The organism is Mesorhizobium sp. M1312, from assembly GCF_040318115.1.
In the GTDB taxonomy this organism is placed as follows: Bacteria; Pseudomonadota; Alphaproteobacteria; order Rhizobiales; family Rhizobiaceae; genus Mesorhizobium.
In genome coordinates, this window is record NZ_JAMYLQ010000002.1 from 359,650 (window position 1) to 379,292 (window position 19,643).

The following is a 19,643-nucleotide window of genomic DNA, read 5'->3' on the forward strand; positions in this document are numbered from 1 at the left end:
TGGAAGGATGGCGATGCGATTGCGCTTGGAAATTCTCGCGGCGCTGCTTCTGGCCGCCACCGCGCCAGCGGTGGCACAGCAATGCGGCGGCGATTTCGAGGCATGGAAGCAGGGCGTGGCGGCGGAGGCCAGGAACGCCGGCGTCGGCACTGCCGGCCTTGAGGCGCTGGAAAACGCCACCGCCGATGAAAAAGTGCTGGCGCGCGACCGCTCCCAAGGCGTCTTTACCCAGACCTTCGTCGAGTTCTCGAACCGTATGATTTCGGGCTACCGGCTGAAGCAGGGCGCGGTCATCCTAAAACACTATGCCGACGTCTTTGCCCGCGCCGATCGCGAATTCGGCGTTCAGGCCCCGGTCATTGCCGCCTTCTGGGCGCTCGAAACCGATTTCGGCGCCGTGCAGGGCGATTTCCACACGCTGAACGCACTGGTCACGCTCTCTCACGACTGTCGTCGCCCGCAGCTCTTCCGGCCGCAGATCGTGCCATTGCTGACACTGATCGATCGCGGCGTCGTGCCGGCCGACGTCACCGGGGCCTGGGCGGGTGAAATCGGCCAGACGCAGATGCTGCCTTCCGACTATCTCGGCCGCGGGGTCGACGGCGACGGCGACGAAGTGATCGACCTGCGCGGCAGCGCGCCAGACGTGATCATGACCACGGCCAACAAGATCATGTCGCGCGGCTGGAAACGCGACCAGCCCTGGATCGAGGAAGTTCGCGTGCCCGACGACTTGCCATGGGACCAGACCGGCCGCACCAACAAGCTGCCGCTGACGCAGTGGGCTCAGTGGGGTGTCACCAACCCGAACGGCACGCCGCTTGTCGACAACGGCCTGAAGGCAGGTCTCGCGCTGCCCATGGGCCGCAAGGGGCCAGCCTTCCTCGTCTACGACAATTTCGACGTCTACCTCGAGTGGAACCAATCCTTCACCTATGCGCTGACCGCGGCAAATCTCGCCGCGCGGCTGGCGGGCGCACCGCAATTCGACCCGCGCAATCCCGAACCCGGCCTCAAGGGCGACCAGATGAAGGCCTTGCAGACAAAGCTCGAGGCCAAAGGCTATGACGTGGGAACGGTCGACGGCATCCTGGGCACCAACACCCGCGAGGCGATCCGCAAGGAGCAGATGCGGCTAGGCCTGCCCGTCGACGGCTGGCCGACACCGGAGCTTTTGGCGAAGCTGTAAGAGAATATCGACGTGAAAAGCGGCGCGCCGCCCTCATCGAACGGCGTGATGTGTCTGCAGCCTAGTCCGCCATCGTCTCCAGGCTGGCAAACCCTTGTGGCGCGTCGCCCTCATCGAACGGCGTCGTCACCTCGACGAAGGTGTCGGGATAGAAGCCGTTGAACCGTGTCCTCAGCGACAGCGAATAGGCGCCGATATGGCCGATCTCGATCCAGTCGCCGGTATCGACCGTTTCCGGCAGCCAGAACGGCCGCGACAGGATGTCAACGGAATCGCAGGTTGCGCCGCAGACCTTGAACGGCACGATGGTCTTTTCCTCGCCATTGCGCGAGCGGATCGCCGGGTCTGGAATGAAGCGCGCCGGCAGCGTGATCTTGCCGGTCCATGAATCCGACAGCGACGCCCAGATGCCATCATTGATGTAGAGCCGCTTGCCCTTGCGCAGCAGCACGCGCACGATCAGCGACAGACAGCGCGCCACGATCACCCTGCCCGGTTCCGCCACCAGCGGCATCTGATCGAACTGGTATTCCTTCAGATCCCCCGACAGCCGCGACATGATCTGGCCGAGCGACGGCATCTCGATCTGCTTGCGGTTGGGATCATGGCCGTATTCGGCGGGAAAACCGCCACCGACATCGAGCCCGGCAATGTCAAAGCTGACGCGGTTGCGCACCCAGTCGGCCGAGGCCAGCGCCCGCTCGTAGGTGTCGGGATCCTCGATCTGGCTGCCGACATGGAAGCACAGCCCGACCTTGTAGCCCGTCCGGTTCAGCCGTTCGGCCAGATCGACCGCGTTGGCCGGCCCGGCGCCGAATTTCTTCGACAGTTCGTAGGCGGCCGATCCCTTCGTCTGGATGCGCACGAACACGGTGATCGCACCCGGATCGATATCGAGCGCCCGCACTACGCGGGTCAGCTTGGTGATCTCGTCCTCATGGTCGAGCGAGATGACGCGGATGCCATATTTCTCCAGCGCCAGCTTGATGTCCGACTGTGCCTTGACCGGATGCATGTAGAGCATCTCGGCGTCGGGCGAGACCGCGCGCACGGCGGCGAATTCGCCGGGCGAGGCCACGTCGAAGGCGCCGACGCCGGCCTCGACCAGCGTCTTCAGCACGATCTGCTCGCCGTTGGTCTTGACCGCATAGGCGGTCTTGCCGGGAAACATGCCCATGAACTGTCTGGCGTCCGCCTTCAGCACCTGCGGGCGGAAGCAATAGATCGGATCGTCCGGGCGAAGCGCCAGCGCCGCTTCGCGCGCATTTTCGAATCGCTGCATGGACGAATCCCTTGACTTAGACTGCGCACAATTAATCCAACCTATGCGTGAATGAAAACAATTCTATGTCTCGCGGCCGGACGCCGCGGCGCTACGCCAGACGGCAGGCCAGACGACAGGAAAAGCTAGCCTACCGATCTGGTTCCGGGTGGCACTTGCCATCAAACAGGATATGGCCTGAACAGACGCTGATTGGCTTGCCATTCAGAGCCACCTGGGAGGACGGTCCATGGCGATCACAACCACGACGGCAATGCGCGGACCCATGGCCCTGAAAGACTGGGCACAGCTTCTGCTGCTCGGTGCGATCTGGGGCGGCTCGTTCTTTTTTGCCCGCATTGCGGTTGCCGAGATTCCGCCGCTGGTGCTGGTGCTGTTTCGCGTCGCCATCGCGGCGCTGGCGCTGCATCTTTATCTCGGCCTGCGCGGTCCGTCCTTCCGCCTCGCCTTGCCGCATGCCGGCCTGTTCTTCCTGCTGGCGCTCGTCAACAACGTCATTCCCTTCTCGCTGATCTTCGCCGGCCAGACCGAACTTGGCGCCGGTGTCGCCTCGGTGCTCAATTCGACGACGCCGTTCTGGACATTGATCCTCGCCAACGCGCTGACATCAGACGAAAAACTCTCCTGGAACAAGCTTGCCGGGATCGGGCTCGGCATCGTCGGCACGGCGGTGATGATCGGGCCGGGCCTGCTTGCCGGGCTGGGCGGTCCGGTCTGGGCGAAATCCGCGCTGATCGGCGCGTCGCTGTCCTATGCAGTTGCGCTGATGATTGCCCGCCGCTTCAAGGGCGTGCCGTCACCGGTCATCGCGACTGGACAATTGACCGCCTCGACCATCATCATGATCCCGATCGTGCTGCTTAGCCACGGCAGTGCCAACCTGTTTTCGGCCTCGCCGCCGGTCTGGGCAGCGGTGTTGGCGCTGGCCTTGCTGTCCACCGCGTTCGCCTACATCCTCTATTTCAACCTCGTCGCCTCGGCCGGCGCCACCAACGCCTCGCTGGTCACGCTCATCGTGCCGGCCAGCGCCATCCTGCTCGGCTTTCTGTTCCTGGGCGAACGGCTAGAATTGTTCGAGCTCGGCGGCATGGCGCTGATCGCGCTCGGCCTCGTCACCATCGACGGCCGCCTGTTCGGTCGCCAGCGTTAGAGCTTCGCATCCAATTGGACGCGCCAACGACGCTCTAACTCGTTGAATCTTTGCATCGACCGAAAATCGATTCCGATTTTCGGCAGCGGTAGCGCTGCCATATCCATCGCTGCCCCAGCTTCGTCACATTTTATGCACAGGTCCGAAGCGGGATTTTGCCGAAGAGTTTCAATGTCTAACAGCAAAGAGCCGGTCGTAAATTCCACAATGTCGTCGCAATGCAGCACATTTTCCGCTTGCCTGTGACACAAATGACCCTAGACTCTGGCCATAGCTCTTTAAGAGGAGGCTATGACATGGGACTAACGAGGCCAATCAACGCATTGATGATCTGTGCTGCGTTTGCATTCATCGGAGCCCTGATTATGGGCTTTCTTCCCTAGACCCGCCAAAGCAACGGAAGATCAGCACCGAATAGTCCAAGTCATTGAAAAGGCCGGGTTTTTACCCGGCCTTTTTGCATTTCCAGAGACTCGGCCGAGACTTACGCCGCAGCAGACCCCGCAGCTTCAGCCTCATGCGAGCGGATGCCGATCATGTGGCAGACGGCGAAGACGAGATCGGCCCGGTTCATTGTGTAGAAATGGAAATCGCCAACGCCGCGCTCGACAAGGTCCAGCACCTGCTCGGCCGCCACCGCGGACGCCACCAGCGCATGCGTCTGCGGGTCCGTCTGCAGCCCGTCGAAGCGCTCGGCCATCCAAGCCGGCACCAGCGCGCCGCAACGCGCCGAGAAATTGGCGACCTGGGTAAAATTGTGGACCGGCAATATGCCCGGCACGATCGGTATGTAGATGCCGGCCCGCCGTGCCCGCTCGACATAGCGCTCGTAGAGATCATTGTCGAAGAAGAACTGGGTGATCGCCCGTTTCGCGCCATTGTCGACTTTGCGCTTCAGCATGTCGATGTCGGTGGCGAAATCCGGGCTCTCCGGATGCTTTTCCGGATAGGCGGAGACCGAGATGTCGAAATCGCCGACACCTTTCAGCGCCCCCACCAGTTCGGCGCCATTGGCATAGCCGTCCGGATGCGGACGGTAGGCGGCGCCGACGCCCTCGGCCGGATCGCCGCGCAAGGCGACGAAGCGGGTGACGCCCATGTCGGCGAATTCCTGAATGACCTCATCGACCTCGTGACGCGCCGCATCGACGCACGTCATGTGCGCCGCCGGCGTCAGCGCCGTTTCGTTGAGGATGCGCTTGACCGTGCGCGCCGTGCGCTCGCGGGTCGAGCCGCCGGCGCCATAGGTGACGGAGACGAATTTCGGCTTGAGCGGCTGCAACCGGGTGACGGTGTCCCACAGCCTTGCTTCCATCTCGTCGCTCTTCGGCGGGAAGAACTCGAACGAAACTCTGACCTTGTCACCAATGTCAGGGCGGCGGGAAAAGCGGAACTGGTTCATCAGGCGGTTTCCCCTATCGGATAGGCATTGGCCGGTTGTGCGTGGTTGGAAGGATCGGCGATCAGCATGCGCTGGTCACGGCCGAGCCACAGTTTTACGGTGAGCCTGGGCTCGTTGCCACCGCGCGGCTCGAATTCCTGGCTGTCCTCGAGGTCGAGCGCGGCCTCGGAAAACCACTCGGTGATCTGCCGGTCGGAAAAGCCGAGCCGCACATGCGCGTGGGCGTCGCGCAGGAATTCCAGCGAATGCGGAGCGAAATCGACGATCACCAGCCGGCCTGCCGGACGCAGCAGCCTTGCTGCCTCGCGGATGGCGCGGGCGGGATCGTCGAGATAGTGCAGCACCTGGTGGATGGTAACGAGATCGAAGGCGTCGCGCTCGACCGGTGGCGCGAAAATATCGCCCTGCCGCACCTGCGCATTGGAAATGCCGGCTTTGTCGAGATTGGCGCGCGCCACCGTCAGCATCTCGCGCGACATGTCGATGCCGACGCCGCGCCGGTATAGGGGCGAAAAGATCTCGAGCAGCCGCCCGGTGCCGGTGCCAAGGTCGAGCATCGACTGGAACGGCCGCTTGCCGACGACCTTGAGCAGCGCTGTCTCCACGGCGCGGTCCGGCACATGCAGCGAGCGGATATGGTCCCAGCTTGCGGCATTTACGGAGAAATATTCGGCGGCGCGATCCTGCCTCTTGCGCTTGACCGCTGCCAACCGCTCGAGATCACGCTCGATCTGCGGGTCGGCACCGCGGATGCCGGAGACCAGCTTGAGCACGAAATCCCGCGCCGCGTCCGAATCGGACAGCCGGAAGAAGGCCCATGAGCCCTCCTGATAGCGGCCGATCAGCCCCGCCTCCAGCAGCAGCTTCAGGTGGCGCGAGACGCGCGGCTGTGACTGGCCGAGGATTTCGGTGAGATCGGAAACGGTCAGGTCGCCGCGCGACAGCAACGCCAGGATGCGCAGCCGGCTGGATTCGGCCGCTGCCTTCAATGTATCTACCATGGTGTCCAGAGCGACGTGCATGCGAGCATTCTCTTTGAAAAAGATATAAACATATGTTTATGTCGATTTTGATAGCCTTGCAAGCGGTATGTCGCTCCCGGACAAGAAAATGACGCATGCGTGGCGGATCGCGCAAAGCCGGAAGCATGATCGGGGCGAAAACCATGTTCGAAACGCGCAGCGGCGAAAAGCTTCTGGAAACCGATCCGGCCGATATGCCGCCGGACGGCCAGGTCGTCTTCATCGGTCGTATCGCCTCGCCCTGGACCACGCGGGAAACTTGCCCCAAGAACATGAAAGCGGCGCGGGAAACCGGACAGCCGGCGGTTCTCACGATCGACCAGCCTTATCGCGAGGGTCTGCTCGGGCTTGAACGCGCCAGCCACGTCATCATCCTGTCCTGGCTGCACCACGCACCGCGGACCCTGATTGTTCAGAAACCCCGCCATGCCGCTGAACCGAAAGGCGTTTTTTCGCTGCGCTCCCCTGCCCGCCCGAACCCGGTCGGGCTGCATATCGCTAGGCTCGTCGCCCTCGACATCGAGAGCGGCCGCATCGAGCTCGACGCCATCGACGTGCTCGACGGCACGCCGGTCGTCGACATCAAGCCCTACTTCGCCTCGACCGACGCCTTCCCCGAGGCAACCATGGCCGGACGGGACGAGCCCGGAAGGGTCGAACGATGAGTGCGCCGACCGGCCGCCGCCGCGCCATCGCCAAGGCGCTGACAGCCCTTCTGCCGCTGGCGCCCTATGCCGACATGGAAAAGATCCGCGCTGACGCCGGAGCCGTACACATGAAGACCTTGCCGCCGACGATCGCCGTGTGGCTGGCGACGACAGCCCATATCCGGCATGTGCACACTGACTACGAAAAGCTTCTGGCCGAGGGCTACGACCGCGACTCGGCGCGTTTCTTCGTCATGGAACAGATCAACATTGTGCTGACCCGCTGGCGCGCCACACGTCTGCTCGATGACAACGAGGAAGAATAGCTGGTTCTTCAATGGCCCAGCGGCAAGCCCAGCCTGTGTCTTGTATTACCCACCGTGCCGCTCTATCCCGCCATCTGGTCGGCGAGAACGACTGACGGAGGACGTGATGAGCAAGTCGATCGATCGGCAAGCCAACCCCCTGCCTGAGTTCTCCGCCCATCATACAGACCCGCACTCCTACCCGGATGGCGTTGCCTTCCTGGACGGGCAATATCTCCCGATGTCGCAAGCCAAGATCTCGGTTCTGGATTGGGGCTTCCTGCCCTCCGACGCCACCTATGACACCGTGCATGTCTGGAACGGCCGATTCTTTCGTCTCGACCTGCATCTCGACCGCTTCTTCTGCGGGTTGGAAAAGTTGCGCATGACGATCCCCTTCGACCGCGATGGCGTAGCCGAGATCCTCGAAAATTGCGTGGCGCTGTCGGGTCATCGCGCCGCTTATGTCGAGATGCTGTGCACGCGCGGTGCCTCGCCGACCTTCAGCCGCGACCCGCGCGACGCGGTCAACCGCTTCATGGCTTTCGCCGTTCCCTTCGGCTCGGTCGCCAATGCCGAGCAATTGCAGCGTGGCCTGCATGTGGCGATCAGCGACAAGGTGCGCATCCCACCGGGTTCGATCGACCCGGCTATCAAGAACTATCACTGGCTCGACCTGGTGCGAGGCCTCTACGACGCGTATGACCGCGGCGCCGAGACCGCGCTGGTCCTCGATTTCAACGGTAATGTCGCGGAAGGACCCGGCTTCAACGTCTTTTGCGTGAATGACGGCAAACTGTCGACGGCCGGCCGTCGGCGTGCTGCCCGGCATCACCCGCCGCACCGTCTTCGATCTCTGCGCGGAGGCAGGACTTGCCGTCACAGCGGCCGATGTCAGCGTCGCTGCGCTGCGTCAGTCCGACGAGGTCTTCATCACCTCGACTGCCGGCGGTATCATGCCGGTGACGAAGATCGACGGTGTTCCGGTCGCGGACGGCATGGTCGGCGCGATTACCAGGCGCCTCATGGCGATCTATTGGCAGAAGCATGAAGACTCGGCCTGGTCGAGCGTGGTGCGCTATCCCTGACCCAAAGCCTGGCTACGCCCGGTAAATCCATTGCTCCGGCACACGCACCGAAATCTCCTCGCCGGTCGTGATGCGGCCTGGTTTTTCCACCCAGGCGACGAGGCCGCGCAACCGCTTTGCCGCCTTCGGGAACAGCAATGCGCCGGCCTCATGGTCGGCCATTCCGGCATTTTCGGCGACCGAGCGCCCGGCGATGCGGCAAGGTCCGTTCTGGGCGTCGACCTTGATGGTGACGCCGCCCTTAAAGAACAGCAGCGTACCGGACGGCAGCATGGAGAGATGCGGCAGGCCTTCTATCAAGAGATTGGCGCCGATCCACTCCGGCTTGATCTCGGCGATGCCCATCCGCTGGGCGACGATCGCCAGCTCGTCCGCCGCCACGATCGACAGCTGCCGCTCGTTGCGCATCTCGGTGCCGCGTGGATACCACGGCTCGCGCCCGCCGGAGCGCCGCGTTGCGCCGGCGTGGAAATCGCCGTCGATGCCGTCGAAGCCGAGCCGCAATTCATCCACCGCACGTGTCTCGAAATGATCTGATCGCGCGACGTAAAGCGCGGCCACCTGCGCGGCAAGTTTCCGCGCCGGGATGATTTCGACCGGGTTTTCGACCTCGGGGAAGAGATCCAGCATGGGCTTCATTTCCTTGCATGACGCGACGCAATTAGCCGGAGCGAGCTCATCAGGTCCAGTCGAAAGCGCTGATGCTCCAATCAACGAGACCGATGTGATTATACCGGCGCCTTCTAGGCCGTGCGGTCGAAAGACTCGGCATTGTGTCGGAATCTCCGACGACCACGCGTCCTAGAGATATAACCATCTCGGAGAATGACGATGCGACGCACACTCGACAAATCCTTAGAAGTGACGATTCAGAAGAGTCCTGCCAAGGGCGGTTGGACCTACGTGGTTTGGCCCGACTCCGCAGATTTCTTTGGGACCAGAGGCTTGGTAAAAGTTCGGGCGACTGCTGACGGCGTACCCTTCCAAAGCTCTTTCATGGCTCTTGGCGACGGCAGACACAAGTTACCTCTCAAGGCCGACCTGCTCAAAGCGATCGGGAAGCAATCGGGTGACAGCATCAGATCACTCTCGTTGAGCGGCTAAACTAATGCTGGGCGTTCGCGCCAAAATAGATCAGAGCATGCGCAATAGCGCCCCGCCGATCGAATAGCCGGCGCCGAAGGCGCAGAGCAGGCCGTAGTCGCCGGCCTTCATGTCGGCGTGGTTCTCCGCCAGGGCGACGATCGCGCCGGCGCCCGCAGTATTGCCGAGGCGCTCCAGCACCATCGGCGCGCGGTCATGGCCGACCTCGTGGCCGAACGACAGCTTCAGGATCATGGCGTTCATCCGTGCATTGGCCTGATGCAGCCAGAAGCGCCGGATCGCTTGCGGCGTCAGCCCGTGCTCGGCCAGGAATTCGACTATGAACTTGTGCCCGGCGACGGTGACTTCCTTGAACACCTTGTTGCCGACCTGCTTGATCAGATTGCCTTCCAGATTGATCATATAAGGATCGTCCTGGGCGGTGCGCGTATAATAGCCTAGATTGGTGCGGATGTTGTTGGACATCTGCGTCCAGGTCCGCGTGTCGAGCACCTCGAAGCGCCCCGGCCGTTTGTCGCCCTGGGCAAGCCCCTCGACGACCATCGAAACCGAAGCATCGCCGAAGATGAAATGCGTCTGCCGGTCGCGGAAATTGAGATGGCCGGTGATGATCTCGGGCGTCGTCACCAGCACGCGCCTGTGCGCGCCGGCCCGCACCAGATTGACCGCAATGTGCAATGCCGCCGCCGCCGACGAGCAGCCAAGCCCCATGTCGAAGCCGGCGCCCTTCGTGCCCATCGCCTGCTGCATCTCGATGGCGATCGCCGGATAGGGCCGCTGGTGATGCGAGGCCGAGCAGATCACCAAGTCGATATCCCCAGGCTCCAGGCCGGCATGGTCGAGCGCTTTCCTGGCCGACGCGATGCCGAACTCGGCTTCCAGTGACAGCGCATCGTCGGGGCGCGCCGGAATGCGCGGCGCCATCCGGGTCGGGTCGAGAATGCCTTCGCGCTCGATCACATGACGGGTCTGCACGCCCGAAGCATGGACGATAAAGGCACTGTCCGATTTCTGCAGCAGTGTCTCGCCCGTAGCTTCGCGGCGGACATTCTCCATGTCGACCCAGGCATTGAAGCTGTCGACCAGTTCTTCATTGGTGATCGAAGGCTCGGGGATTTCAACGCCGATGCCGCTGATGATGACGCGATGCATTTTCAGTTCGTCCCCATGCGCAGGCGTTGCGGCTTGATGTGGGCGCCGCGAGAGCTCGGCGCAACATCTTTCGCACCAAGCTAGTTTATGCCGGCTTAAATCAAGTGCCTGAGCTAAGCAGCGCGCCGCGCGACGATGAAGAGGCGCGGGAAACGCAGCAGCACCTTGCCATTCGCCGTCTTCGGATAGGCTTCGGTGACGCTTGCCGTGTAGCGATCGAGGAAAAGCCGCCGCTCGTCCTCGTCGAGCGGATCGAGGAACGGCTTCAGCCCGGTAGACTTCAGCCATTCGACGATGGCTTCGGCATCCGCCAGCGGGTGATTGTAGGCGGTGTGCCAGATGTCGAGCCGGTCGCAGAACGGCGACAAAAGATCGTAGTAGAACGACACCGGCGGCAACAACCCGCGCGCAGCACCCTCGAGCTTGTCGGCAAACGGCATTTCGGCCGCCGTCTCCCGCATCAGCCGGTGCGACGGCTCGCTCATATTATCGGGCATTTGCACGGCAAGCGCGCCGCCGGGCGTCAAAAAACCCATCAGCCGCTGGAAGATCGCCGGATGCTCCGGCAGCCACTGAAACACCGCATTGGCAAAGATCACGTCGACCGGCTTTTCGGGCTGCCACGCAGCCGCATCGGCCAGTTCGAAGGCTACTTCAGGCAGACGCGCCCTCGCCTTCTCGATCATGTCAGGCGAGGTATCGAAACCGCTGACCTGCGCGTTCGGCCAGCGCTCGACCAGAAGCTCGGTGGAATTGCCCGGCCCGCAGCCAATGTCGACCACCCGGCACGGTGCCGCCACCGGCACCTGCGCGACGAGATCGCGCGACGGCCGCGTGCGCTCGTCCTCGAATTTGAGATATTGGGCGGGGGACCAATCGGCCATTTCAGCTCCTCAGATCATTCGAGAATTCGCCGCCCTAAAACAAAAAACCTACCTTGTCAGCCGCTTGTACGTCATGCGGTGCGGATTGACGGCATCGGGGCCGAGCCGGCGGATCTTATCCTGCTCGTAATCCTCGAAATTGCCCTCGAACCATTCGACATGGCTGTCGCCTTCGAATGCCAGGATGTGCGTCGCCAGCCGGTCGAGGAACATGCGATCGTGCGAGATGATGACGGCGCAGCCGGCGAAGTTTTCCAGCGCGTCTTCGAGTGCCGCCAGCGTTTCCGTATCGAGATCGTTGGTCGGTTCGTCGAGTAGCAGCACGTTGCCGCCGGTCTTCAGCATCTTGGCCAGATGCACGCGGTTGCGCTGGCCGCCGGACAGATTGCCGACCTTCTGCTGCTGATCGCCGCCACGAAAATTGAATGACGCGCAATAGGCGCGGGTGTTGGCCTCGAACTTGCCGAGCTTGACCACTTCGGCGCCGCCCGAGATTTCTTCCCACACGGTCTTGGTCGGGTCGAGCGCGTCGCGGCTCTGGTCGACGTAACCGAGCTTGACGGTCTCGCCGACGCGGATCGTGCCGGCATCCGGCTTTTCCTGGCCGGTGATCATGCGAAACAGCGTCGTCTTGCCGGCGCCGTTCGGGCCGATGACACCGACGATGCCGCCGGGCGGCAGCTTGAATTCGAGATCGTCGATCAGCAGCGTGTCGCCAAAACCCTTCGACAGGCCCTCGACTTCGATCACCACATTGCCGAGCCGCTCGCCATGCGGAATGACGATCTGCGTGTCGCTCGGACGCCGCTTGTCGGCCGCATCCAGCAGATCCTGGAAGGCCTGGATGCGCGCTTTCGACTTGGTCTGCCGGGCTTTCGGGCTGGACTGGATCCACTCGCGCTCGCGGCCGATCGCCCGCTGGCGCGCATCGTCCTCGCGGCCTTCCTGCTTGAGCCGCTTGGCCTTGGCTTCGAGATATTTGGTATAGTTGCCCTCATAGGGAATGCCGCGGCCACGGTCGAGCTCCAGGATCCAGCCGGTGACGTTGTCGAGGAAGTAGCGGTCGTGGGTGATGATCATCACCGCGCCCGGATAGGCGCGCAGATGCTTTTCCAGCCACGCCGTCGTCTCGGCGTCGAGATGGTTGGTCGGCTCGTCGAGCAGCAGAAGGTCGGGCTGGCGCAGCAGGAGCTGGCAAAGTGCTACGCGGCGGCGCTCGCCACCCGACAGCTTGGTGACGTCGGCTTCCTTGGGCGGGCAGCCGAGCGCTTCCATCGCCATCTCGACCTGCTGTTCGAGATCCCACAGGTTCAGCCGGTCCATCTCGTCCTGGAGCTTGGCCGACTCGTCGGCCGTTTCGTCGGAATAGTTCATCATCAATTCGTTGTAGCGCTCAATGATCGCGGTCTTGGCGGCGACGCCTTCCATGACGTTCTCGAACACCGTCTTGCTCGCATCGAGTGCCGGCTCTTGCGCCAGATAACCGACGGTGGCGCCTTCGGCCAGCCACGCCTCGCCGCTCCACTCCTTGTCGATGCCGGCCATGATCTTGAGGATGGTCGACTTGCCGGCGCCGTTCGGGCCGAGGATGCCGATCTTGGCGTCCGGGTAGAAGGAGAGATGGATATTCTCGAGCACCTTCTTGGTGCCATAGGCCTTATTGAGGCCGGCCATGTGATAGATGAACTGGCGTGCCACGCGCGCTTTCCCTGAAAAGTCGACTGGATGTCGGATTGAATGGAAGTTGGGCGCTATGTAGGCGATGCCGCGCCGAACGGCAAACTGTTTTGGCATTTCGGATCTGTCTTCGGGCCGAAGGTGCTCATCGAACTGTCGCCGATTTCGGTTCGCTGCATGGTCCGGCGAAAGCTCCGATTAACCATTCCGCGTCAAAACGGTGTTGGATGGGGAATCGCCGGCAAGCCGCGATTTCTGCAGAGAGATCGGATCGACGGCGTTGCTGACCAGTTTCCTGCTGCTTGCCGAAGCGGTTCTCTATTTCGGCGTCATGGTCACGCTTTTCCGGTTCAGGCACCGCATCGGCCTCGGCGTGTTTGTCTGTGCGCTCGGCGCCATGCATTTTCTGGAGACCTACCTCGCCAGCGTCTTTTACGTCGCCCTGCCGTTCGGCATGGTTTCGCCCGGTTCCGCGGTGCTGTTTTCCGGCAAGCTGGTGATGCTTCTGCTGCTCTATATCAAGGAGGACGCGGCAACCGTCCGGCAGCCGATTTACGGCCTGTTGCTCGGCAATGCCCTGATGATCGGGCTTGTGCTGGTCCTGCGCCTGCATGAGATCGCACCGCTTCCCAACGGCAACCTTCCAGACATCGGTTTCATCGACCAGATGGGCTGGCTGATGGTGTGGGGCACGACGCTGCTCTTCGTCGACGCCATCCTGATCATCTTGCTTTACGAAAAGCTTGGGCGTTATCTTCGCAACGCGATGTTCTCCCGCATCCTGATCTCCGTCGCTTGCGTGCTCACTTTCGACCAGGCTGGATTTTTCACCGCGCTGCACTTCGTCACCGGCGCGCCGATCGCGGTTTTCTTTGGCGGCTGGTTCGCCAAGATGGGAGCGGCGCTCGCCTACAGCACCATGCTTGTCGCTTATATCAAATGGTTCGAGGCGCGGCAGATTCCGGCGCCGCGCGGCCTGTCCGACATTTTCGACACACTGACCTATCGCGAGCGCTATGAGGCGCTGATCGAGCATGTCGGCCGCGACGGCCTCACCGGCCTGCTGCACCGGGGACGCTTCGACAGCGACGGCGAAGCGGCCGTTGCAGCCAGCCTGCGGACGGCCAAACCGCTCAGTCTCTTGATCATCGACGTCGACCACTTCAAATCGATCAACGACCGCTTCGGCCACGCCGAGGGCGACAAGGTGCTGAAATCCGTCGCCGGCCTGCTTGGCGAGGTTGCCGGTCCCGAGGATCAGGTGTTCAGGATCGGCGGCGAGGAATTCGCCATCCTCTGCTCACGGTCGCATTCGGTCGCCAGGCTGCTTGGGGAAAGCATCAGGCAGGCGGTCAAGACATCCGCAAGCACCAGCCGGTTCGATATCACCGTCAGCGCCGGCATCTCCACCGTCAGCGAGACGACCCGCTGCCTTGCCGATGTCTTTGCGCTGGCCGACCAGCGCCTCTACAAGGCCAAATCGACCGGACGCGATCGCGTCGTCGGCGAACCTGGCGGCCACGAGGCCGATAGCCTCACCCCATGGACCAGGCCAGCGCGCGGCATCGGCGCATAGGCATCCCGTGTCACTGGAATTCGATCGGATCGACGGTGCCTTTCGGACAACCCGCATTGTTCGTCGGCACTGATGCCAGCAACAGCTCACTGAGCGAAGAGTTCGGGCCGATCGGGCCGGTCAGGCCGAGCGTCAGTTCGCCGATCAGCCGCCTGCCACTCGAATGGTCGTTCAAACAGGAGACGCGAACCCGATCGCCCGCGCCGGGACCGAAGGCACTGTCGAAGGCGGCGCGGATCTGGTCGGAGGTCAGATCCCGGCCAATTTTTTGCGTGAAAAGATCACGCACCGGTGAAGTATTCACCGCGCGCGTCAGGTTCAGCGCATCGGAAAAATACTCCTGCTGGCTCTTGCCGTAACAGGTGCCATGCTTGATCCACTCATGCCTATCGAGATCGGATGCGGTACCTGGCATCACCTGATCGAGCTCCGACCGCGTGTTCGGCTCAAGCTCGACCGGCGGCAAATCCTGCCAATGCGCCGGATTGTCGTTCGCCTTGTCGGCCGCTGCCACCTGGCAATAGAAATTTCCGTTCGGCTGCGGCCACAGCCCATGCAAGGTGAAATGGGTCGCGTCAAAACCGGCCGCGGTCTGCGCCTTGCATTCGGTTTTGCTGGGCTTGGTTTCACAGAAGGCCGGTTGCCAGCTCAGCGCGAGGACATGTTCGGGCTTTCCCGAAACCGTCGCAGCGGACTTCTTCTGGTCGGCCGGCGCGGGTGCTGCCGGCATCGTTGATGCGCTGCTACCCGAAACATGGCCGCAACCGATCTTCACCCAGCGGCGCTCCGGATCCGCACCCGGCACGCGGATCAGATAATGCGTGGGGACATCCTTGTTGCCGGCCAGAAGCTCGTAGCTCTGTCCGGCGTTGGTCGAGATGTCGCCGGGGTTCTTGCCGCTCTTGATGGCCTGCGTGGCTGGACAGCTGGCGTCGGCCACGAAAGAGCCGCTCATTTTGACCTCGGCCCGCGCAGCACCCGCCAGCAACGCGGCGACAAGCGACAATCCGAAAACCAGACCTGTCCGCATGCGCATAAAAGTACCCCGGCTGAAAAATGCTGCGGCAACAGACTGCCGCCCTCTCCCGGTATCAAATTCTCCATGTCAGAATTGCGATACTGTGTGTAGCGACGCAAGAACAGCGCTGCGAAAAACACCGATTGACGCAAACCCGGCGTCAGAGCACACAAATGTCCGCAGGCGCGAAAACGCGTTGGAGACGAAGCGACAATGTCATTCAGCCAGCAGCGCGTGCTCCGATCGCCGACCGGTGCCGAGCTTAACCTTTATGTGAAACGCGCCGAGGGTCGCCCGCTCGCCGCTGTCCAGATCAATCACGGGCTGGCCGAGCACGCCGCGCGCTATGTCCGCTTCGCTACCTTCCTGGGTGAGCGCGGCTTCTACGTCTACGCCCACGACCATCGTGGCCACGGCGCCACCAAGGCGCCCGATGCGCCGCTCGGCCAGTTCGCTCAATCAAATGGCGGCGCCAAGGTCATCGCCGATGTCGCCGCCGTGCACGATCTGATCGCCAAGGAACATCCCGGCCTGCCCATCATCGTCTTCGGCCATTCCATGGGCGGCCTCGTCGCCCTTAATTTCATGCTTCATCATTCGAACCGCCTGCACGCCGCCACCATCTGGAACGCGAATTTTTCCGCCGGGCTCGCCGGTCGTGCCGCGCGAATCATCCTGGCCTGGGAAAAATTCCGGCTCGGCTCCGATATGCCGTCGCGCATGCTGCCTAGACTGACCTTCCAGGCCTGGGGCAAAGCCGTCCCCGGTCACCGGACGCCGTTCGACTGGCTGTCGCGCGACGCAGCCGAAGTCGACAAATACATCGCCGATCCGCTGTGCGGCTGGGATGCCTCCGTGTCGATGTGGCGCGACCTGTTCGGCTTTGTCTTCGACGGCGCCGACGACGCTAATTTTTCCGGGGTCCGCAAGACCCTTCCGATCTGCCTGGTCGGCGGCGAAAGGGACCCCGCCACCGATCGCGGCAAGGCGGTCGGGCACCTCGCTGGGCGCCTGCACAGGATGGGCTTTTCGAATCTCGTGTCAAAGGTTTACGCCGAGACCCGCCACGAAGGCCTGAACGAAGTGAATCGACATATAATCATGGACGATTTCGCCGCATGGGCCGACAGCGTGCTGAAACAAGCGTGATCGAGATAGGCATGATCGGGTTTGGCCCATTGCAAGAGCCGTGACAGCAGCACGCGGGATTGATAGTGCATGTTGCCCAAAAGTGCGCAGCGGTTTTGGGACAACGACATGCATAAAAAGAAAACTAGAGCCTGCGTTTCCGACCAATCACGGTGATCCATGATCGAGCCTCCGCTGAAAGGCATCCGCGTAATCGAACTCGCCCGCATCCTGGCCGGACCGTGGGCCGGGCAACTGCTTGCCGATCTCGGCGCCGACGTTATCAAAGTCGAGAGCCCTGATGGCGGCGACGACACCCGCAAATGGGGGCCGCCCTTCGTCATGAGCCATGATGGCAAAAACCTCTCGGCCGCCTATTACCATTCCTGCAATCGCGGCAAGCGCTCCATCGCCATCGATTTCTCGACGCCCGAAGGCGCCGAGACCGTGCGCCGGCTGGTCGCGACCTCAGATGTGCTGATCGAGAACTTCAAGCTCGGCGGGCTGAAGAAATACGGGCTCGACTATGACAGCTTGCGCAAGATCAATCCGCGGCTGATCTATTGCTCGATCACCGGCTTTGGCCAGGACGGACCCTATGCGCCGCGCGCCGGCTATGACTTCATCATCCAGGGCATGGCCGGAATGATGTCGATCACCGGCGAGGCCGGTCGCGAGCCGCAAAAAGCCGGCGTCGCGGTATCCGACATTTTCACCGGCCTATATTCGGTGATCGCCATCCAGGCCGCACTTCGCCACGCCGAGAAGACCGGCGAAGGCCAACACATCGATATGGCGCTCTACGACACCCAGATCTCGGCGCTCGGCAACCAGAACCTCAACTATCTGGTCTCCGGCAAATCGCCGGTGCAGATGGGCAACGCGCATATGAACATCGCGCCCTACGAGGTGGTGCCGGTGAAGGACGGCCACATCATCCTGGCCATTGGCAATGATGGCCAGTTCGCTAAATTCTGCGCGGCCGTCGGATTGGACGAGCTGTCGTCGAACCCAGATTTCGCCACCAATCCCGCCCGGGTCGCCAACCGCGCGAAGCTGCGCGAGCATATAATCGAGGCGCTAAAGACCTTCGATCGCGATCCGCTGCTGGCTAAACTCGAGGCGGCAAGCGTGCCTGCCAGCCCTATCAACACCATCGGCGAGATGTTCGCCGATCCGCAGACTATCTCGCGCGGCATGCGGCTCGATCTCGACGACGGCCACGGCAATCTTTTGCCCTCGGTGCGCGCGCCGATGATCATGTCGGGCACGCCGCTGGTCTATGAGCGACCCGCGCCGCGTCTCGGCGAACACACCGAAGAAATCCTTGCCGAATTGGAGAGGTCAGGAAAATGAAGACCGGCGGACAACTCATCGTCGATGCGCTCGACGCCAACGGAACGGACCGTATCTATTGCGTGCCAGGCGAATCCTACCTTGCGGTGCTCGACGCGCTGCACGATTCGACGATCCGCACCATCGTCTGCCGTCAGGAGGGCGGTGCTGCAATGATGGCCGACTGCCATGGTCGCCTGACCGGCAAACCCGGCATCTGCTTCGTCACCCGCGGCCCCGGCGCCACCAACGCCTCGGCCGGCATCCACATCGCCATGCAGGATTCGGTTCCCGTCATCCTGTTCATCGGCCAGGTCGCCAGCCACGCCAAGCAGCGCGAGGCTTTCCAGGAGGTCGACTACGTCAGGTTCTTCGGCGATATCGCCAAATGGGTGGTCGAGATCGACGATGCCTCGCGCATCCCCGAATTCGTCACCCGCGCCTTCGCGGTGGCGACGTCCGGCCGTCCCGGCCCGGTCGTCATCTCGCTGCCAGAAGACATGCTGACCAGCTTTGCCGAAGCGCCTGCTGCCCTGCCCTACACGCCGGTCGAGACGCGACCGGGCGAGGCCGAGCTCGATGCTCTCGAAAAGCTCCTCAACAAGGCGAAGCGCCCCTTCGTTATCCTAGGCGGCACGCGCTGGGATGCGGAGGCCGTCGCGCGGATGCGCACGATCGCCGAAGCCTGGTCGCTGCCGGTCGGCTGTTCCTTCCGCCGACAGATGCTGTTCGATCATCTCCACCCGAGCTATGCGGGCGATGTCGGCATTGGCCTCAACCCGAAGCTGGCGACCGCGATCAAGCAGGCCGATCTCATGCTGCTGATCGGCGGCCGCATGGGCGAGATGCCGTCCTCCGACTATACGCTGCTCAAGAGCCCCTACCCCGACCAGACGCTGGTCCATGTCCATGCCGACGCCGGCGAGCTCGGCCGTGTCTATCGGCCGGCGCTGGCGATCAACGCCTCGCCGTCCGCTTTCGTCGAAGCCTTTGCCGGGCGCAAGCCGGCTGCCACGCCGACATGGTCTGATGAAACACCGAAGCTGCACGCCGCCTATCTCGACTGGTCGACACCGCCGGAAAGCGGCCCCGGCGCCGTCCAGATGGGGCCGATCATGAACTATCTCGAAAAAATGCTGCCCGATGACGCGATCCTCACCAACGGCGCCGGCAACTACGCCACCTGGGTGCACCGCTTCCACCGTTCCCGCCGCTTTGCCACGCAGGCGGCGCCGACCTCCGGCTCGATGGGCTACGGCACGCCGGCAGCGGTCGCCGCCAAGGAATTGTTTCCCGAGCGAGACGTGATTGCCTTTGCCGGCGACGGCTGCTTCCTGATGAACGGGCAGGAGTTCGCCACCGCGGTGCAGTACGATCTGCCGATCATCGTTGTCGTCGTCAACAACGGCATCTACGGCACCATCCGCATGCATCAGGAGCGTGAGTATCCGGGCCGTGTCGTCGCCACCGATCTGCGGAATCCCGACTTCGCGGCTCTCGCCCGCGCCTATGGCGGCCATGGCGAAACGGTCGAGAAGACGGCCGACTTCGCGCCGGCCTTCGAACGCGCGCGCGCCAGCGGCAAGCCGTCGATCGTCGAGATCAGGCTCGATCCTGAGGCCATCACGCCGACCCGGACGATGACCCAGATAAGGGACAGGTCCTGACCTGGCAGGAAGGGGTG

At 62.7% G+C, this 19,643-nt stretch carries 17 protein-coding genes and 1 pseudogene; 10 read left to right on the forward strand and 8 right to left on the reverse strand.

The window, feature by feature from the left end; translation table 11 throughout:
• The first annotated feature begins 13 nt into the window (after positions 1-13).
• Positions 14-1,189, forward strand: a complete 1,176-nt coding sequence (locus tag NKH36_RS04460; protein ID WP_352960380.1) for a lytic murein transglycosylase — start codon at positions 14-16, stop codon at positions 1,187-1,189.
• 61 nt (positions 1,190-1,250) lie between these two features.
• Here the strand turns inward: NKH36_RS04460 and NKH36_RS04465 are convergent, their stop codons facing one another.
• A complete protein-coding gene (locus NKH36_RS04465; RefSeq protein ID WP_352960382.1) occupies positions 1,251-2,471 on the reverse strand; it encodes an alanine racemase in 1,221 nt (406 codons plus the stop codon).
• Between the two features lie 229 nt (positions 2,472-2,700).
• Between NKH36_RS04465 and NKH36_RS04470 the strand changes: the two genes are divergently transcribed.
• Positions 2,701-3,621, forward strand: coding sequence for a DMT family transporter (locus tag NKH36_RS04470; RefSeq protein ID WP_352960384.1), 921 nt, complete (start codon positions 2,701-2,703; stop codon positions 3,619-3,621).
• A 484-nt stretch (positions 3,622-4,105) separates the two neighbouring features.
• Here the strand turns inward: NKH36_RS04470 and metF are convergent, their stop codons facing one another.
• Positions 4,106-5,023 carry a methylenetetrahydrofolate reductase [NAD(P)H] gene (gene metF / locus NKH36_RS04475; protein WP_352960386.1) on the reverse strand — a complete coding sequence of 306 codons (918 nt, stop codon included), beginning with the start codon at positions 5,021-5,023 and terminating at the stop codon, positions 4,106-4,108.
• Positions 5,023-6,045, reverse strand: coding sequence for an ArsR/SmtB family transcription factor (locus NKH36_RS04480; protein WP_352960388.1), 1,023 nt, complete (start codon positions 6,043-6,045; stop codon positions 5,023-5,025). The genes metF and NKH36_RS04480 overlap by 1 nt, the downstream gene beginning before the upstream one ends.
• Before the next feature lie 143 nt (positions 6,046-6,188).
• Between NKH36_RS04480 and tsaA the strand changes: the two genes are divergently transcribed.
• The 3 genes and pseudogenes from tsaA to NKH36_RS04495 all read left to right on the forward strand — a co-directional run bounded on the left by tsaA (position 6,189) and on the right by NKH36_RS04495 (position 8,085).
• Positions 6,189-6,710 (forward strand): tRNA (N6-threonylcarbamoyladenosine(37)-N6)-methyltransferase TrmO, encoded by a 522-nt coding sequence (gene tsaA / locus NKH36_RS04485; protein WP_352960390.1) that lies wholly within the window; start codon positions 6,189-6,191, stop codon positions 6,708-6,710.
• A complete protein-coding gene (locus NKH36_RS04490; protein ID WP_352960392.1) occupies positions 6,707-7,018 on the forward strand; it encodes a DUF2293 domain-containing protein in 312 nt (103 codons plus the stop codon). The genes tsaA and NKH36_RS04490 overlap by 4 nt, the downstream gene beginning before the upstream one ends.
• A 106-nt stretch (positions 7,019-7,124) precedes the next feature.
• Positions 7,125-8,085: pseudogene (locus NKH36_RS04495) on the forward strand (D-amino acid aminotransferase).
• A 12-nt stretch (positions 8,086-8,097) separates the two neighbouring features.
• On the opposite strand, the gene NKH36_RS04500 reads toward NKH36_RS04495, so the two are convergent.
• Positions 8,098-8,715, reverse strand: a complete 618-nt coding sequence (locus NKH36_RS04500) for an MOSC domain-containing protein (protein WP_352960394.1) — start codon at positions 8,713-8,715, stop codon at positions 8,098-8,100.
• 201 nt (positions 8,716-8,916) lie between these two features.
• Here NKH36_RS04500 and NKH36_RS04505 point away from each other — a divergent pair, with 201 nt between their 5' ends.
• Positions 8,917-9,189 (forward strand): DUF1905 domain-containing protein, encoded by a 273-nt coding sequence (locus NKH36_RS04505; protein WP_352960396.1) that lies wholly within the window; start codon positions 8,917-8,919, stop codon positions 9,187-9,189.
• Positions 9,190-9,219: 30 nt separating this feature from the next.
• Here NKH36_RS04505 and NKH36_RS04510 read toward each other — a convergent pair whose 3' ends face one another.
• The 3 genes from NKH36_RS04510 to ettA form a co-directional block, all read right to left on the reverse strand.
• Positions 9,220-10,341: a beta-ketoacyl-ACP synthase III gene (locus NKH36_RS04510; protein WP_352960398.1), complete on the reverse strand. Its 1,122-nt coding sequence runs from the start codon at positions 10,339-10,341 to the stop codon at positions 9,220-9,222.
• A gap of 113 nt (positions 10,342-10,454) precedes the next feature.
• A complete protein-coding gene (tam, locus tag NKH36_RS04515; RefSeq protein ID WP_352960400.1) occupies positions 10,455-11,225 on the reverse strand; it encodes a trans-aconitate 2-methyltransferase in 771 nt (256 codons plus the stop codon).
• Between the two features lie 48 nt (positions 11,226-11,273).
• The gene (gene ettA / locus NKH36_RS04520) at positions 11,274-12,923 is read right to left on the reverse strand and encodes an energy-dependent translational throttle protein EttA (RefSeq protein WP_292408432.1); all 1,650 of its coding nucleotides are present in this window, start codon (positions 12,921-12,923) and stop codon (positions 11,274-11,276) included.
• Between the two features lie 259 nt (positions 12,924-13,182).
• On the opposite strand from ettA, the gene NKH36_RS04525 reads away from it, so the two are divergent.
• A complete protein-coding gene (locus tag NKH36_RS04525; protein ID WP_352960403.1) occupies positions 13,183-14,478 on the forward strand; it encodes a GGDEF domain-containing protein in 1,296 nt (431 codons plus the stop codon).
• Positions 14,479-14,488: 10 nt separating this feature from the next.
• On the opposite strand, the gene NKH36_RS04530 is transcribed toward NKH36_RS04525, so the two are convergent.
• Positions 14,489-15,514: a ribonuclease T2 family protein gene (locus tag NKH36_RS04530; protein ID WP_502911959.1), complete on the reverse strand. Its 1,026-nt coding sequence runs from the start codon at positions 15,512-15,514 to the stop codon at positions 14,489-14,491.
• A gap of 195 nt (positions 15,515-15,709) precedes the next feature.
• On the opposite strand from NKH36_RS04530, the gene NKH36_RS04535 reads away from it, so the two are divergent.
• The 3 genes from NKH36_RS04535 (at position 15,710) to NKH36_RS04545 (ending at position 19,626) form a co-directional block, all read left to right on the forward strand.
• The gene (locus tag NKH36_RS04535; RefSeq protein WP_352960405.1) at positions 15,710-16,645 is read left to right on the forward strand and encodes an alpha/beta fold hydrolase; all 936 of its coding nucleotides are present in this window, start codon (positions 15,710-15,712) and stop codon (positions 16,643-16,645) included.
• 159 nt (positions 16,646-16,804) lie between these two features.
• Positions 16,805-17,980, forward strand: coding sequence for a CaiB/BaiF CoA transferase family protein (locus NKH36_RS04540; RefSeq protein ID WP_352960407.1), 1,176 nt, complete (start codon positions 16,805-16,807; stop codon positions 17,978-17,980).
• Complete coding sequence (locus tag NKH36_RS04545) at positions 17,977-19,626, forward strand: thiamine pyrophosphate-binding protein (RefSeq protein WP_352960409.1); 1,650 nt, start codon at positions 17,977-17,979, stop codon at positions 19,624-19,626. Before NKH36_RS04540 ends, NKH36_RS04545 begins: the two co-directional genes overlap by 4 nt.
• The last annotated feature ends 17 nt before the right edge of the window (positions 19,627-19,643 follow it).